General features: G+C 72.7%; 12 protein-coding genes. 9 read left to right on the top strand and 3 right to left on the bottom strand.

Annotated elements, in window-relative coordinates:
- Positions 1–132 precede the first annotated feature (132 nt).
- Both ACXNSR_RS32475 and ACXNSR_RS32470 read right to left on the bottom strand, forming a co-directional pair.
- Positions 133–1,242, bottom strand: a complete 1,110-nt coding sequence (locus ACXNSR_RS32475; protein ID WP_458638917.1) for a sugar ABC transporter permease — start codon at positions 1,240–1,242, stop codon at positions 133–135.
- Positions 1,239–2,444 (bottom strand): MFS transporter, encoded by a 1,206-nt coding sequence (locus ACXNSR_RS32470; RefSeq protein ID WP_458638916.1) that lies wholly within the window; start codon positions 2,442–2,444, stop codon positions 1,239–1,241. The genes ACXNSR_RS32475 and ACXNSR_RS32470 overlap by 4 nt, the downstream gene beginning before the upstream one ends.
- A gap of 204 nt (positions 2,445–2,648) precedes the next feature.
- On the opposite strand from ACXNSR_RS32470, the gene ACXNSR_RS32465 reads away from it, so the two are divergent.
- The 4 genes from ACXNSR_RS32465 to ACXNSR_RS32450 all read left to right on the top strand — a co-directional run bounded on the left by ACXNSR_RS32465 (position 2,649) and on the right by ACXNSR_RS32450 (position 6,792).
- Positions 2,649–3,371 (top strand): hypothetical protein, encoded by a 723-nt coding sequence (locus ACXNSR_RS32465; RefSeq protein WP_458638915.1) that lies wholly within the window; start codon positions 2,649–2,651, stop codon positions 3,369–3,371.
- A 149-nt stretch (positions 3,372–3,520) separates the two neighbouring features.
- Entirely contained in the window at positions 3,521–4,210 is a 690-nt protein-coding gene (locus tag ACXNSR_RS32460; protein ID WP_458638914.1) for a sigma-70 family RNA polymerase sigma factor, read from the top strand.
- A gap of 551 nt (positions 4,211–4,761) precedes the next feature.
- On the top strand, positions 4,762–5,406 hold the full coding sequence (locus ACXNSR_RS32455; protein ID WP_458638913.1) for a DUF4142 domain-containing protein: 645 nt from the start codon (positions 4,762–4,764) through the stop codon (positions 5,404–5,406).
- Between the two features lie 9 nt (positions 5,407–5,415).
- A complete protein-coding gene (locus ACXNSR_RS32450) occupies positions 5,416–6,792 on the top strand; it encodes a DUF1996 domain-containing protein (protein ID WP_458638912.1) in 1,377 nt (458 codons plus the stop codon).
- 459 nt (positions 6,793–7,251) lie between these two features.
- Here the strand turns inward: ACXNSR_RS32450 and ACXNSR_RS32445 are convergent, their stop codons facing one another.
- Entirely contained in the window at positions 7,252–8,565 is a 1,314-nt protein-coding gene (locus ACXNSR_RS32445) for a PucR family transcriptional regulator (RefSeq protein ID WP_458638911.1), read from the bottom strand.
- A gap of 598 nt (positions 8,566–9,163) precedes the next feature.
- On the opposite strand from ACXNSR_RS32445, the gene ACXNSR_RS32440 reads away from it, so the two are divergent.
- The 5 genes from ACXNSR_RS32440 (at position 9,164) to ACXNSR_RS32420 (ending at position 15,053) form a co-directional block, all read left to right on the top strand.
- Entirely contained in the window at positions 9,164–10,015 is an 852-nt protein-coding gene (locus ACXNSR_RS32440; protein WP_458638910.1) for a hypothetical protein, read from the top strand.
- Positions 10,016–10,044: 29 nt separating this feature from the next.
- Positions 10,045–11,463, top strand: a complete 1,419-nt coding sequence (locus tag ACXNSR_RS32435; protein WP_458638909.1) for an NADH-ubiquinone oxidoreductase-F iron-sulfur binding region domain-containing protein — start codon at positions 10,045–10,047, stop codon at positions 11,461–11,463.
- Positions 11,464–11,642: 179 nt separating this feature from the next.
- Positions 11,643–12,602 carry an SCO0930 family lipoprotein gene (locus ACXNSR_RS32430; RefSeq protein ID WP_458643459.1) on the top strand — a complete coding sequence of 320 codons (960 nt, stop codon included), beginning with the start codon at positions 11,643–11,645 and terminating at the stop codon, positions 12,600–12,602.
- 102 nt (positions 12,603–12,704) lie between these two features.
- On the top strand, positions 12,705–13,283 hold the full coding sequence (locus tag ACXNSR_RS32425; protein WP_458638908.1) for a hypothetical protein: 579 nt from the start codon (positions 12,705–12,707) through the stop codon (positions 13,281–13,283).
- Positions 13,284–13,478: 195 nt separating this feature from the next.
- Positions 13,479–15,053 (top strand): alpha/beta hydrolase, encoded by a 1,575-nt coding sequence (locus ACXNSR_RS32420; RefSeq protein WP_458638907.1) that lies wholly within the window; start codon positions 13,479–13,481, stop codon positions 15,051–15,053.
- Positions 15,054–15,079 lie beyond the last annotated feature (26 nt).

The following is a 15,079-nucleotide window of genomic DNA, read 5'->3' as shown; positions in this document are numbered from 1 at the left end:
GCACGAGTCGCGTGATCTCCGCCGACCGCGAAGGACGAACGGGCGCGTTCGCACGCGCGGGGCGAATGACGGCAGCGACATGCGCCACCACTCGCCGGCCTTCCACGGCGACGAGCCCTTGGCCTCAATCATCTAGACGCCGGTGATGTCGACGATCCCGTCCAGGGCGGCGAGGCCGAGGGCCAGGAAGAAGTCCCCCCAGACGAGCTCGTGCCGGACGGCCAGCCCCTTCGCGGCGTCGTAGCAGCCGTCCAGCAGCATCCCGGGCGGGCGGCCGGAGTCCGGGCCGGTGAGGTGGTGCTCCGCGAGGCGGCGGAGGATCGCCTCGGCCCGGTGCGCGTACGCGGCCGAGGCGGGGCCGGGCACCCGGGCGAGTTTCAGCAGGGCGACCGCGGTGATCGCGGCGGCCGAGGTGTCGAGCGGCCCGTCCGGCCGGTCGGTGTCGGCCGCCGGGACGAGCCCTGCGGCCGGGGATCCGCCCTCCGCCGAGAGGAGTTCGGCGGCTTCGGCCAGCCGGGCCGGGGCCGCGGCCGGGCCGGGCAGCGCCGGGTCCGGGCGCAGCAGGGCGTCGGCGACCGCCAGCAGCAGCCAGGCCCGGCCCCGGCTCCAGCCCGGCGGCGGGTCCGCGCAGGGCTGCCAGCCCGCGGCGGCGTCGAAGCGCAGGGCGGGCCGCAGCGGGAGGCCCCCCAGGCCCCGGCCCGCGCCGAGGCAGAGATCGAGGTGGCGGTGGAGGTGGGCCGCCGCCACGGCGGCTCCCCGCGGTCCGGCTCCGGCCAGCAGGGGTACCGTCCCCGGCACCCCGTCCACGCGGGCGAGCAGGCGGGGCCCGCCGAGCGCTTCCCCCCAGGGCACGAGCCCGAGTTCGTGGTCGTAGGCGGACAGCACGGCGTCGGCGCCGCGGCCCCGGAGCTCGGTGACCCGGGCGTCGTCCCCGGCCGGAGCGGTCCCGTACCAGAGGATCAGGCCGCGGGTGGCGGTGTCGGCCCGTACCCACGGTTCGAGCCGGGCCGTGCACGCGGCGGCGGCGCGCCGGTCGGCCGCGTCGCCGGTGTACCGTGCCCGCAGCCAGAGCAGTCCGGCCCAGAACCCGCCGGTCCACGAGCCGCGGCCGGTGGTCGTCCACCGCCCGTCGTCCGGCTCGGCGTACAGCGGGAAGCGGGGGCCCACCGCCTCGGCGGTCACCGCCACCCGCGCCATGACGGCCGCGAGGGCCGGACCCGGCCGGGCGTCGCCCGCGCTCATGCCGCGCCCTCCCGCCGGTCCCGTACGGCCCACAGGAACGCGACGGCCGCCGCCACCGCGAACTCCGCCGCGACCAGCAGCCAGCCCGGCCCGTACCGTCCGCTCTGCGCGAGCAGCCCGAACAGGGGCGGTCCCAGCGCGAACCCGCCGAAGAACCCGGCCGCGACCAGCGCCGAGTCCTGCCCGGCGCGGCCGGGTGCGGCCCGCTGCATGACCAGCACCATCGAGACGGCGTTGCCGGAGACCGCGAAGACGCCGACGGCGATCGCCCCGGCCCACACCAGCGGGCCCGCCACCAGGGCGGCCGCCAGCAGGACCGCGGCGCCCAGCGCTCCGCAGGCCAGCCCGCCCGGGAGCCACTCGGCCCGGCCGGGCCGGGCCGCCTTCGACCATCCGACCCGGCCCGCGATCCCCGCCACGCCCAGTACGGCGACCAGGGCGGCCGCCGCCGTCGGGCCCATGTCCAGCCGCTGCGCCCCGAAGAGCGCGAGGTAGGTGTTGACCGAGGCGATCCCGGCGCCGAGGAACAGCGAGAAGACCGCCAGCCAGGCCACCATCCCCCGCGGCACCAGAGCCGTACGGGGCCCCGCGGGCGGTGCGGCGGGGTCGGCGGGCAGTACGCGCAGGGCCCACAGCCCGGCGAGGAGGGCGGCGCCGGCGCCGGTCCAGACCGCGCCGCGCCAGCCGATGGCGCCCGCGAGCAGGGCGAGCGGCAGTCCGGCCGCGAAGGCGCCGAGCTGGACCCCGGACTGCTTGAGCCCGGTCACCGCGCCCCGCCGGGCGGGCGCAACGGCGCGCAGCACGGCCTTGTTGGTGGCCGGGTTGGCCAGCGCCTGGGGTACGCCGCCCAGTGCGACGGCGGCGAGCAGCAGACCGGCGCCGGGGGCGGCGCCGATCAGGGCGAGGGCCGCCGCGGAGACCAGCAGCAGGACCACCAGTGAGCGCCGCGGACCGATCCGGTCCACGATCCGGCCGCCCGCCGGGGACAGGACGGCGGCGGTCCCGAAGCCGATCGTGGTGGTGAGCCCCAGCACGGCCGGGGACACCCCGAGTTCGGTCACCAGGCGCGGGCCCAGCGCCCCGAGGAGGAACAGCTGCAGCATGGAGAACGCCATGGCGCAGGTGAGCAAGGCGGTCAACTGCCGCCCCGCCGGGCCGTCTTCCCCCACCGGCGATGCGGTCGCCGTCCCCTCCGCCGTCACGAAGTCTCCCTTCCCAGGACGTTGAACTCTTCGACCGAGCGGGTAGGCAGTCGGATGGAGCGGCGGGCAGGTTCCCTCCCTCCGCTGTGCCCTGCACCACACGAGGCGGACGTCCCGGCCACGACAGGCCGGGACGCGGGAACTTGTCCGGAAGTGCGCACCCTGATGTGCGGCTCGGGAGGCCGGTGCAAGGATGAGCCCTCGATGAACCCGGTCCGTTGCTTGCGCGCCCTCCGGGCTGCGATGTTCGCAGCCCTCTGTGTGCTGCTCGCGGCTACCGGGCACCTGCTCATGTCCGGTGCGGCAGTGCCCTGGTGGGCCCTGTCCGTCGCCTTCCCGGGCACGGCGGCAACGGCCTGGGCCCTCGCGGGACGTGAACGCGGGCTGCTCGCCGTGACGTCGGCGGCCGTTGCCGTCCAGGCGGTGCTCCACACCGGTTTCTCCCTGGCCCAGTCCCTCGCCGGGTCGGCCGCGCCGACCGGCTCCGGGCGGATGTCGGCGATGTCGTCGATGTCCTCGATTTCACCCGTGCTGCGGATGCCGCAGCCGTCCGGCACCGGGGGGCCGCAGGCCCCCGCCCATCTGCACCACGCCATGCACGGGGCGGCGGACGCCGCGCCCGCCGTGACGGACGGTGTGCACGAGGCGGCCGCCATGTCCGCGTTCGGCATGCCGGCCGCGCACCTCCTGGCCGCCGTGGTGTGCGGGCTGTGGCTCGCCCACGGCGAGCGGGCCGTCTTCCGCGTGGTGCGCGCCGTCGCCGGACGCCTCTGGACCCCGCTGCGCCTGCTGCTCCGTACGGCGGTGCCCGCGCACCGACCGCCCGTCCGGATCCGCCGCAGGCGCCACCACCGCGCGCCGCGCCGGCTCTTCCTCGTCCATGCCATCACCTCTCGGGGTCCGCCGGTGGGGACCGCTGTCCTCTGACAGCTGGTTCCCCGAGCCGCGTCCGCGACCGCTCTCGCACCCGCACACCGCGCCTCGGGCCTCGGCCATGCCTTCCGGCGGGCCGAACTCCTCACCGGCCCCGCCGCTCGCGGTGCCGGACTCCCCTTGCCCATAAGGACCTTGTGGCGATGACTGCTGCCCTGACGACCCCCTCCTGTACCGCCGGCGACCGGCCGGCCCGGCGCACCCCCGACTCCGACGCGGCGGTGACCCGGCTGGCGCTGGACGCCCGCGACGGGGATCCCGTGAAGACCGACCGGTTCGTGCGCGCGCTGCACCGCGACGTCTGGCGCTACGTGGCCTACCTCAGCGCCGACACCCAGGCGGCCGACGACCTCACCCAGGACGTATTCCTCCGCGCGCTGGCGAGCCTGCACCGGTTCGAGGGCCGTTCCTCCGCCCGCACGTGGCTGCTGTCCATAGCCCGGCGCACGGTCGTGGACAGCCTGCGCCACGCTGCCGCGCGGCCCAGACTCTCCGACCGCTGCGACTGGCAGGCGGCCGCCGAGCAGACCCAGCCGTACGACGTGCCGGGCTTCGAGGACGGCATCGCTCTGGCGGAACTGCTCGCCGTGATCCCGGCCGAGCGCCGGGAGGCCCTGGTCCTGACGCAGTTGCTGGGCCTGTCCTACGCCGAGGCCGCCACGGCCGTCGGCTGCCCGATCGGCACGGTGCGTTCCCGCGTCGCCCGCGCCCGTACCTCCCTGATCGCGCTCCTGACGGACACCCGTACGACCGAGGCGGCGCCGGAGCCGCCGGCGCCTCGGCACGACCGGGCCCCGGAGCGCGTACTGACGGCGGCCGCGGCGCTCGCCTGATCCTGCGGACGGGCCGAACGGGAGGGCTGCGGGCGGCTGTTGCCCCCGCAGCCCTTCCGCATGGCTGTACGAGGTGCTGTCGGTCCGGGCCCTCCGGCCGGCGCGGGCGTCCCGGCTGCCGGGTGTCCGCGGCCGCCCGCATTCATCCTGGTGTCCCGCACCGAGGGCAGGTGCCGGGAGCCTCCGCGCCGTGGATGTCCGCCGCGCGCCCTTCGGCCGGACCGGTCGGATGGCCGTGCGCACGGGGCCGACAGCACGCGGGCAGGGCAGGACGGCACCCGGGCAGGGCAGGGCACGGCGGCACCACGCGGCCGAATGCCCGGGCGCGCCGCAACATATCAGCCTTCCGGACAGTCGCCCGGATGTTTATCCGATGGTGATGTCCTACGACTTCATCGCCGCGCCCGGCACTAGCGTCCCGTGACACCCCGGGAATGCGGGTGCGCACCGCACAGCACGGCATGTGCGGATCCTCCTGCCCCGCCACCCCCTCCCGGCCCTTGGAGCGAGGAGGCACAGTGCCGTCATTGCGGCGGAGATCCATCAACAGCTTGTCGCTGGCCACGCGATACACGATCGGAAGCGGCCTGGTCATCACCGCCCTTGCGCTCACCCTGATCGCGCTTCTGATCCCCGTGGACAGTTTCGGCAGCCGGCCCACGGCCGCCGTGGCGGGTCCGGCGGGCGACGACGACGGCGGCGGAACGCTGAGCACGGCCTTCGGGCCCTTGACGGCCGCGGACCGTGACTTCATCCGCAAGGTCCGGCTCGCCGGGCTCTGGGAGCTGCCCGCGGGCCGCCAGGCCCAGCAGCGCGGGTCCCGTCCTGCGATCAAGACGGCCGGGCAGCACCTCATCGACGGTCACACCGAGCTGGACCGACAGGTCATCCAGGTCGGCCAGGCCCTCGGTGTCGACCTGCCCAACCAGCCCTCCGCACAGCAGCAGGACTGGCTGGGCCAGATGAACCGTGCACGCGGCGAGGAATACGAACGACTGTTCGCCCAACTGCTGCGCGCAGCCCACGGAAAGGTGTTCGCCCTGGTGGCCCAGATCCGGGGACAGACCAAGAACTCAATGGTCCGGGCCCTCGCCACCTCCGCCAACACCACGGTTCTGGACCACATCACGGTCCTCGAAGACACCGGACTCGTCGACTTCGACGCGCTTTCCAACAATGTCCAACCGACGAAGTGAAGTGATCGCATGAGTAAAAAGGGCCACAAACGCTCACGCTTGTCGAACAAGGTCCTTGGCGTGATATCCGCGCTCGTACTCGGCGGTGGCGGCGTCGCCGTCGTCGCCGGGAACGCGTCCGCCGGCCAGGACAAGGCGGGGGGCATGACGTCCACCATCGACTGCCCCGACGTGGGAGAGAAGCTCACCGCGGTCCCCGAACAGGCCAAGCCCGAGGTCGACGCGAACCTCGCCAAGCTGGACGACCAGGTCGCCGAGGCCTACAAGCAGCTCGCCGCCGGGAAGGCGAAGGGCGACGCCGCCCTGCTCGGTGACCTGAAGCAGAAGCGGGACCAGACCATTGCGGGCGTGGCCGACGCGATCGGCCGCGCCGGCCAACGCCCCAACGAGATCCAGGGCTTGGCCGCGTGCACGATGAAGCAGACGGCTGCCGCGGACGACGGCGCGGCAGCGGCCGCGAGCAAGGGCGAGCAGGGCGCGGCCGCCCAGGCCGCCGCACAGAAGGGTGGTCCGGCGAAGAACGACTTCGTCAACATCACCAAGATCAAGCCGAACGTGAAGAACCCCGCGCAGGCCGGAAACGCTTCGAAGGGCTCCTTCACCTCGCAGTGCGGCCGCAACGAGGAGAAGCACTTCAACCCCGACAACGTCATCGTCGCCCCCGGCGTCTCCAACGGCGCCCACCACATGCACGACTACGTGGGCAACAAGACCACTGACGCCTTCTCCACGAACAACAGCCTCGCCGCGTCCGGCACCACCTGCAGCAACGGGGACCAGTCCACTTACTACTGGCCCGTGCTGCGGGTGCGCGACGGCAAGGTGGAGAAGGACGCCAAGGCGCCCGGCGGCGGCCAGGACGGCAACGTCGGCACCATCCTCCAGCCGAAGCAGGTGTCGATCACCTTCAAGGGCAGCCCGGTCGGCAAGGTCACGGCGATGCCCCGCTTCATGCGCGTCATCACCGGTGACGCCAAGGCCTTCACCAACGGCAACGGCAACGCCAACGCCTCCTGGAGCTGCACGGGATTCGAGAACCGTCAGCTGAAGGACAAGTACCCGGTCTGCCCGAAGGGCAGTGACGTGGTGCGCACCTTCAACTTCCAGAGCTGCTTCGACGGCAAGAACGTCGACAGCGCCAACCACCGCACGCACGTGGCCTTCGCGGACAAGAACGGCCGCTGCCCGAACGGCTTCAAGGCCATGCCGCAGCTGGTGCTGCGCCTCACCTACGGGGTGGCACCGGGTGCCCGGTTCGCCGTGGACAGCTTCCCCGAGCAGCTCCACAAGCCGGCGACCGACCACGGCGACTTCATCAACGTGATGTCGAACGGCCTGATGAACAAGGCCGTGAACTGCATCAACAACGGGCAGAACTGCCGCTGACCCCCGCAGCGGGAGCTCCCCCTACGCTCCCGGGCCGGACGCCCCTCCTCTCCCCCAACCCCGGTGTCCGGCCCGGGACAGGTGTTGGCCCGAAGCCGACTTCGGGCCAACACCGCTCGTATATGTACGCCGCCACCGGCTCCCGGTGGCGGCGTTCTGCGTGACACGGGCGGGTCCCGGTGGCACACCGGGCCCGCCGGCGTACGCGCACGCACCCGGCCCACCGGGCGGCGTACCGCACGGCACGGCAGAACACGACACGGCTCGGCCCGGGGCGGGGCGGGGCGGGGCGGCGCACCGCAGGACGCACGGCCCCGGGGCATGCAGGACGCACACCCCGCCCCCAGCCACACACGACGCCCCCGCCCCACAAGCCCGCCCGGCGGCGTACGCGCGAAACAGCCCGGCCCGGTCCCGTATGTACGGGACCGGGCCGGGCTGTTTCGGGCTCAGCGGGGGTCAGAGGCCGTTGACGCGGGCCATCCGTCCGACGACCAAGGGGGTGAAGTCGGCCTGGATGACGCGGGCGGCCCTTCGGCCGACCCGGGAGTGCTGACGGCGGACCTGGGCCATCAGCCGACGGCTGCGCAGGGCCATCTCGAGTTCGAAGCGGGTACGGGGGTCACGCAGGCCGGTACCGAAGAGCTTCTCCAGCTGACGCATGCGGTACCGCACGGTCTGCGGGTGCACGCTCAGGGCCTTGGCGGCCTCGGGGGCACCGCCGCCCTCCAGCCAGGCGAGCAGCGTCACCTCCAGCCGCTCGCTCTGGCGGGGGGTCAGGTCGGCGAGCGGACGCAGCCACCGGGCGGCCAGCGCGTGGGCCAGGGGCTCGTCCTGGAGGAGCAGCAGGGTCGAGAGGTGGTCGTCGACGAAGACGGGCCGGACCTCGAGCCCGGGCCGGGCGGGGGTCAGCGCGGCCAGGCGCAGCGCCCAGCGCAGCGAGGAGGCCGTGTCGCGGAGCGGAACGGCGTGGCCCACGGCCGCGAACCGGCCGCGCAGCACGTTCTCCAGCTGGGCGCGGTTGTCCGGGTCGGGGCTGGGGACGAGCAGGCACGGACGGCCCGCGAACATGCCGACGAGGCAGTGGTCCAGTACGGCGGCGAGTTGCTGGGTCTCACCGGGCGTGGCGGGCACGATGGCCCGTACGGCGAGCGGGAGGGGCCAGCCGGCCGCCTCCGCGAGCTCGCTGAGGGACATCTCGGATGCTTCCCTGTCATCGGTGAGGGTCCTGAACAGGTCGTGCCGCGCCCGGTCCGTCTCACGGAGGCCTTCGTGCCGGGAATCGTGCCGGCTCCCGTGCCGGGCCTCGCGCAGACCTTCGTTGCGGACCTCGCGCAGACCCTCGCGCAGGCCCTCGTTGCGGACCTCGCGCAGACCCTCGCGGCGGCCCTCGTTGCGTACTTCGTTACGGACCTCGCGGAGGCCTTCGCGACGGCCCTCGTGCGTGACCTCGCACTCGGCCCTGGCCGCGATCCCGACCTCGATCTGGTTCTCGATCTCGTCCTCACTCTCCGCCTGTTCATCGTGCTCGTCCGGTGCGTGTTCCCGGGGCTGCTCCCGGTAGCCGAGGACGGTGAGGAGAGCCTCTTCCACCCTCTGCCGGAACAACTCGTCATCAATGGCATCGTTGTCATCGATAAGTGCGGAAAATTCCGGAATTCCATGCAGGAGCTCCTCCACTATCTCGCCGGCCAGCGCGGGCAGTTCGTTGCGCAGGACGCGCGTCCACTCGCCACGCGGGCGGGACCAGATGCGGTTCAGAAGTTCACACATCGTTTTCCTCGTTCGTGCCGGGGGAGGCTTGTCCGGGGAAGAGCAACAAGCCCGCCGAGGTTGCTCCCCACGTCAACATCGCTGTCTGACGCGAGAGTTGCGGCCCTCGTACTCCCTCCTAGAGAGGTCCGACCACCTACGGTCCCGTCTCTTTGCCGTGTCTTTGCCGTCGGGGACGCGTAGGTGGCGGGCGGCGCGGTGGCCTGTCGCAACCCCCGCTGGAGGGGAATCTTCCGGGGTTGTTCGATGCGCCGGAGACGCAGGTGCGAGAAATTATCACGTTTCGATAAAACCTGTGGAGCTGCTGTGCAGCTCCACGATGCTGCTGCACTCCGGCCCCAAGTTCCCTCGGCCGGCGCGGAGTTTCACAGCGCTGCCGGGTACGACTACAACGACCCCCGGGTACCGAGCGCCAGGTGGAGTGCTCGGATGCCCAGGCGCACAGGAGACCTGGATGCCCCTGCCCCAGCCTCAAATGCCCAGCTCACATAGGGCTCGCCGCAAGAACCGCCATGCCTCGGCTGCGGCTGCGGCGGCCGGACGGAGGGCCATTCGGCGGCCCTCCCTCCTTCCCAAGGAGGGCAGGCTGAGCCCCGGCGTGATCTGCGCCGTCGGCGCGGCCATCGTGCTCGTCACCGTGGCCGCCCGCGCGGGCGCCTTCAGCCAGCTATTCGCCTTCCTCGATTTCGGGGCGGGCGTGCTCTCGCTCGTCTCGCTCACCGCCACCGTCCTTTGGGGACTGGCCGCGACCGACCGGGCCGTCCTCGGTTCGGGACACCGGCTGCTCGCCCAGGGCGCGCACCGCGGCCTCGCCGTGTCAGGGCTCCTCTTCCTCGCCCTGCACATCTGGATCAAGGTCGCGGGACAGCGGACGACCGCGACTTCCGCGGCCGTGCCGTTCACGGACGCCACCCGGCCCGTACTGGTCGGGCTCGGCAGTCTGGCCGGATACCTCTTCATCGCGGTGGCCATCTCCGGCGCGGTGCGCAGCGTGTTCAACACCAGGAGCGGCTCGGCGTGGTGGCGGGTCCTGCACTTCGGCGCCTATCCGGCCTGGGGCGCCTCACTGGTGCACGGCCTGAAGTCGGGCCGCGCGGCCGCCCCCTGGGTCACGTCCGCGTACGCGCTGGCCCTGCTCGGCATCGTGGGTGTGCTCGTGTTCCGGGTCAGGAGCCGGATGCGCGAAGCGGCCGTCTTCGTGCCGCCCGTCCCCCAGCCCGTGGCTCCGGAGCCCGTCAAGGGCGGCGTGCCCCGACAGAGGCGCGGCTCACGTCCTGCAGCGGCGGCCGTGACCGCGAACCAGGCCCAGCCGCCCCGGCCCGAGCGGCCGGCCCTCAATGACCGACCGCCCCTGAGCAACGAACCTCCGCGCACCGCCGTCTACGCGCCGAGCCGCGCCCGCGCAACCGCTGACGCCGAGACGCTCATCAGCCGGGACCAGTGGCTGTGAGCGGTGAGCCGCGCCCCAGCCTCGGCTGCGTGGGCGCTCCCCGGCTGCTGGCCGGGCTCGACCAGGCCGCGCGGCTCGACCGCGTGGCCCATCTGACGACACACGGCCAAATGCCCCGCTACCGGCCGGAGGAGCTCGTCGACCTCGCCGAGAACATCGACCTCCGCGGTCGCGGCGGCGCGGGCTTCCCGTTCGCCAAGAAACTGCGCTCCGTGATGCGGTCGGCCCGCGCCGGGGACGGACAGACCGCCGTCGTCGTCAACGGCAGCGAGGGCGAGCCGAGTTGCCTCAAGGACACCGCGCTGCTGCTGCACACCCCCCATCTGGTGCTCGACGGGGCCCTGCTGGCCGCCGCCGCGCTGAACTCCGAGGACGTCGTGGTGGGCGTCACCCGGAGGGACGTGGAGCAGTCACTGCGGGAGGCCGTCGCGGAACGCGGCCCGGCAGGACGCCGGGTGCAGGTCACGCTGCTCCCCGAGCGCTTCGTGACCGGCGAGAGCACGGCGCACGTGAACGGTCTCAACGGCGGGCCGACGCTGCCGTCCGGCCAGAAGGTGCGCACCAGCGACCGGGGCCTGAACGGCGTGCCCACCCTGTTCTCCAACACCGAGACGTTCGCCCAGCTGGCCGTCGCCGCCCGGCTCGGCGCGCTGGACTTCCGTGCGACCGGCCTGCCCAGCGAGCCGGGCACCATCATGCTGACGGTCGCGGGCAACACGGTCGTCGAGACGCCGAGCGGAGCCGCGCTCTCCTACATCCTGGAACTGTGCGGCACCGATCCGGGCCAGGGCGTCCTGGTCGGCGGGTTTCACGGCAAATGGCTCACTCCGGCAAACGCACGTGCGGCCGAGATATCGCGCGAGTCCCTCGACCGGCTCGGCGCACGGCTGGGGGCGGGGGCGGTGATGCCGCTGCCCATGGACACCTGCCCGGCCGGCGAAGTGGCACGCGTGACCCGTTGGTTGGCCAAGGAGTCGGCCGGCCAGTGCGGCCCGTGCGTACGCGGGCTGCCCGCCATCGCCGACGTACTGGACGAGGCCATCCGGGGCGGGGGCAAACCCGCCCTGGAGATGCTGGAGCTCCGGATGAAGGCGGTGCTCAAACGCGGCGCGTGCAGCCATCCGGACGGCACCTCGAACTTCGTCGCCTCGGCGCTCAGGACCTTCCCGGACGAGTTCCGTGACCACGCGCTCGGCAGCGGCTGCGGCAGACGGGTGCTGGGCGCCCTTCCGCTGTACGAGGACGACGAGAGCCCGGAGCGGCTCCTGGTCGACTGGACCCTCTGCAGGGGCCACGGGCTGTGCGTGGACGTCCTGCCCGATGTGGTCCGCCTGGACCTGGACGGCTTCCCCGCGGAGGCGTCCATGGCCGTACCCCGCGCGCAGCGCCAGAAGGCGCTGCGCGCGGTGCGGCGCTGCCCGGCCCTCGCGCTGCGCATCCAGGACTGAACCAATGCCCCGGGTTCAATGTTGGCGCGATCTGACAAATTCCCCGGGATATTCGCTTCCGCAGCTCCCGGCCCCGTATCAATTACCGGGGGCAAGGAAACGCGGAAACCGAACCTGAAGGAGAGATCGTGAAGATTAAGCGTCGTGAGATATTCGCCGGGTCAGCGGTCGCGGTACTGATGATGACAACAGCCGCATGCGGAAGCTCCGACAATTACGGGGGAAAGGCACCTGCGGTCCAGCCGGTGGGCGACAGCAAACAGGTCGGAGCCGGCTCCGGATACGGAGACCCGTACGGAAGCGGCGCCGGCGGCGGCTCGGGAGCCGCCCCGGCGGGCGCAGCCGGCAAGACCGGCTCGGCCGGACAGCTGAAGGTGACCGAGATCGCGGGCCTGGGGCCCGGGGTCACCGACAGCGAGGGCTTCACGCTCTACCGGTTCGACAAGGACACGCCGAAGCCGCCCAAGTCCAACTGCGAGGGGGACTGCGCCGCGGCCTGGCCCGCGGTCTCCGCGGACGACGCCTCGGTCAGCGCGGGAATCGACTCGGCGCTCCTCGGCTCCGTGGAACGGGCCGACGGCACCAAGCAGCTCACGCTCGCCGGCTGGCCCGTGTACCGCTACTCCAAGGACGCCAAGGCGGGCGACTCCTTCGGCGAAGGGGTCGGCGGCACCTGGCACGTACTGGGCCCGGGCGGGAAGCCGGCCGGCGCGAGCAAGGGCGCCGGGGCGGAGAAGGAAGAGAAGAAGGAAGAGAAGCCGGACGCCGCGGCCAAGGGCGGCGAACTCACCGCCGTGCAGAACCCCCAGCTCGGCACCCTCGTCGAGGACGGGGAGGGCAAGACGCTCTACCGGTTCGACAAGGACAGCGCCTGGCCGATGAAGATCGGCTGCGTGGACGCCTGCACGGACACCTGGAAGCCGGCCAAGCCGGTCGACAAGGACAAGGTAAACGGAATCGCCCCTGAATTGATTGGAAAGGTGAAGCGGCCCGACGGCAGCGAGCAATTGACGATCGACTGCTGGCCGGTTTACACCTTCACCGGTGACAAGGAACCGGGTGACACCACCGGGCACAACAACAAGGGTCTCTGGTTCGCCATCACCGACAAGGGCAAGAAGGCGAAGGTCGTCGGCTAGCCCCTGTCGGCGGCCCGCCGATCCGCCCCCGAAACGCGTGGTGCCCGGGTACCTCCCCACCCGGGCGCCACGATCCCTCCCCGACCGCCCAGAGAGGTCACCATGCCGTCCACCGACCGCCGCACCCGCCGGATCCGGCGGATCCGCCCGTCGCTCCCGGCCGTCGCGGCGGTGTGCCTCACCGCGCTGCTGTGCGGGGGCTGTTCCTCGAAGGCGGCGGCGCAGCACACCTCGGCGGGGGCCCCGTCGACCGCGGCCGCCGCGGCGGCGGCGCCCGGGACCTCCCTCGAACAGATCGCCACGGCTATCGGCTGTACCGCCGAAGTGAACGTGGAGGCCGAGGAGTTGCGCGAGGGCGGGTGCCAGGCCGGGCAGGTCGTCTACCGTATGGTCACCTTCACCGCCGAGCAGGGACTGCGCTCCTGGCTGACCGAGGCCCGCATGTACGGCGGCCTCTATCTGGTCGGCGACCGATGGGTCGTCACCGCGGCCACGGAGGAAGCCCTGACCACACTGCGCGGACGTCTCGGCGGCTCCCTGGAGACCGGCGACACGCACGGAGGCGCACACGGTGGGACTTCCGGCGCGGCGCCCGACACCGCACCCGGCGCGACGCCCGGTGCGACGCCCGGCGAGACACACGGTGGCGGGCACGACGGCGGCCAGGGCGGCGGCCACTGAGGCCGCTCCCGCACCGCGCACACGTCGGCCCCCGGTACACGACCAACCGGGTGCCGACTTCGGCGTGTCGGCCACCTGTCCTGTTCCCGGCTCGTTCGTGAGGAGCACAGGACACGGACCTTCGGGATGATTCGGTCGGCCGCCCGGGTGCAACAAGGTGGTCGCGTAAGCGACTTCACCGAAAGGAACGGCTCAGTGCGCCTGAAACGCCTCGCACCGCTGCTCGCCGCCGCCGGACTCATCGCGACCACCGTCCCCCTGCTGTCCGCGACCCAGGCCGCCGCCGCCCCGGCCGCGGACCACCTTCGGCAGAAACCCGCCTGGCACCGCTGCAGCCCCGAGCAGCCGGCCTCGTACGAGTGCGCGACGCTCAAGGTCCCGCTCGACTACCGGCGTCCCGAGGGGCGCACGATCGATCTCGCCATATCCCGGGTCAAGAGCGAGAACCCGGCCAAGCGGCACGGCGCCATGCTGCTGAACCCCGGCGGCCCGGGCGGTTCCGGTCTCGACCTGCCGCTGCTGGTCGGCGAAGCGATGCCGAAGGAGGTACGGGACAGTTACGACCTCATCGGCTTCGACCCGCGCGGAGTGGGCGCCAGCAGCCCGATCACCTGCGGACTGACCGACGCCGAGCAGAACTTCAACCGCGCCTACCGCCCGGAGACCTTCGGCTCCGACGTGACCTGGGCGCGCACCGTCGCCGACAAGTGCCGCGAGAAGGCCGGTCCGGTGCTCCCGCACATCACCACCCGCAACACGGCCCGGGACATGGACACGATCCGTGCGGTCCTCGGCGAGCGCAAGCTCTCGTACCTGGGCTACTCGTACGGGACCTACCTGGGCGCGGTCTACTCGCAGATGTTCCCGGACCGCACGGACCGCTTCGTGCTCGACAGCGGCGTGGACCCCCAGCGGATCTGGCGCGGCATGATCCAGGTCTGGGCCACCGAGGCCGAGCCCGCCTTCGCGCGGTGGACGCAGTGGGCGGCGCAGCGGTCGGCGGAGTACCGGCTGGGCGACACCCCGAAGGCGGTGTCGGACACGTTCTGGGATCTGGTGGCGCGCGCCGACAAGGAGCCGTTCGAGTTCGAGGGCGTGAAGGTCGACGGAGACATGATCCGCACCGCGCGCGGGGTGTTCTTCTACCCCTCGCAGGCCACCCCGCTGGTCGTGGCCCTGAAGGCCGCGTCCGAGGGCAAGCCGCTGCCCGCGGGCCCGACCGCGACGGAGCTCGGGCGACTGCTGACCGGCGGCGCGGCGGCCGAACCGGCCTCGGACAACGCCACCGCCGTGTTCTGGGCCGTGGCGTGCGGGGACACCGGCAGCTGGCCCCGCTACACCGAGCAGTACGCGCGGGACGCGGCGAAGGACAAGGCCAGGTACCCGCTGTACGGGGACTTCGCGTCCAACATCATGCCGTGCGCCTTCTGGGACCGGCCGGTCGAGGCGGCCACGCCGATGCACAAGAAGGCGAACGTGCTGACGGTGCAGAACGAGTGGGACTCGCAGACCCCGCTGGTGAGCGGCCAGGGCCTGCACAAGGCGCTCAAGGGCTCGCGGATGGTCCTGGCGGCGGGCGGTGAGGGCCACGGCGTGTACCTCTTCGACCCGGCCTCCTGCGCCAACGCCCCGGTGAGCGCGTACCTGGCCACGGGCGAGCTGCCCGCCCAGGACGTGACCTGCCAGAACCCGCCTGCCGCTGCCGAGCGCCGCGAATCGGCGGCGCCCGCGAAGCGACTGCCGCTCCCGTCCGCTCCCGGCCGGTTCTGACACCGCCCGGACCCCCACCACCTGCG

Source organism: Streptomyces sp. NC-S4, from assembly GCF_054353315.1.
Note: the sequence above shows the minus strand (reverse complement) of the source record. Positions and strands in the feature narration are given on the sequence as shown.

What these genes read in the sequence shown, in the direction of transcription:
- ACXNSR_RS32475 (WP_458638917.1), bottom strand. Translation starts at nt 1,242, where the DNA reads ATGAGCGCGGGCGACGCCCGGCCGGGTCCGGCCCTCGCGGCCGTCATG.
- ACXNSR_RS32465 (WP_458638915.1), top strand. Translation starts at nt 2,649, where the DNA reads ATGAACCCGGTCCGTTGCTTGCGCGCCCTCCGGGCTGCGATGTTCGCA.
- ACXNSR_RS32460 (WP_458638914.1), top strand. Translation starts at nt 3,521, where the DNA reads ATGACTGCTGCCCTGACGACCCCCTCCTGTACCGCCGGCGACCGGCCG.
- ACXNSR_RS32450 (WP_458638912.1), top strand. Translation starts at nt 5,416, where the DNA reads ATGAGTAAAAAGGGCCACAAACGCTCACGCTTGTCGAACAAGGTCCTT.
- ACXNSR_RS32445 (WP_458638911.1), bottom strand. Translation starts at nt 8,565, where the DNA reads ATGTGTGAACTTCTGAACCGCATCTGGTCCCGCCCGCGTGGCGAGTGG.
- ACXNSR_RS32430 (WP_458643459.1), top strand. Translation starts at nt 11,643, where the DNA reads ATGATGACAACAGCCGCATGCGGAAGCTCCGACAATTACGGGGGAAAG.
- ACXNSR_RS32425 (WP_458638908.1), top strand. Translation starts at nt 12,705, where the DNA reads ATGCCGTCCACCGACCGCCGCACCCGCCGGATCCGGCGGATCCGCCCG.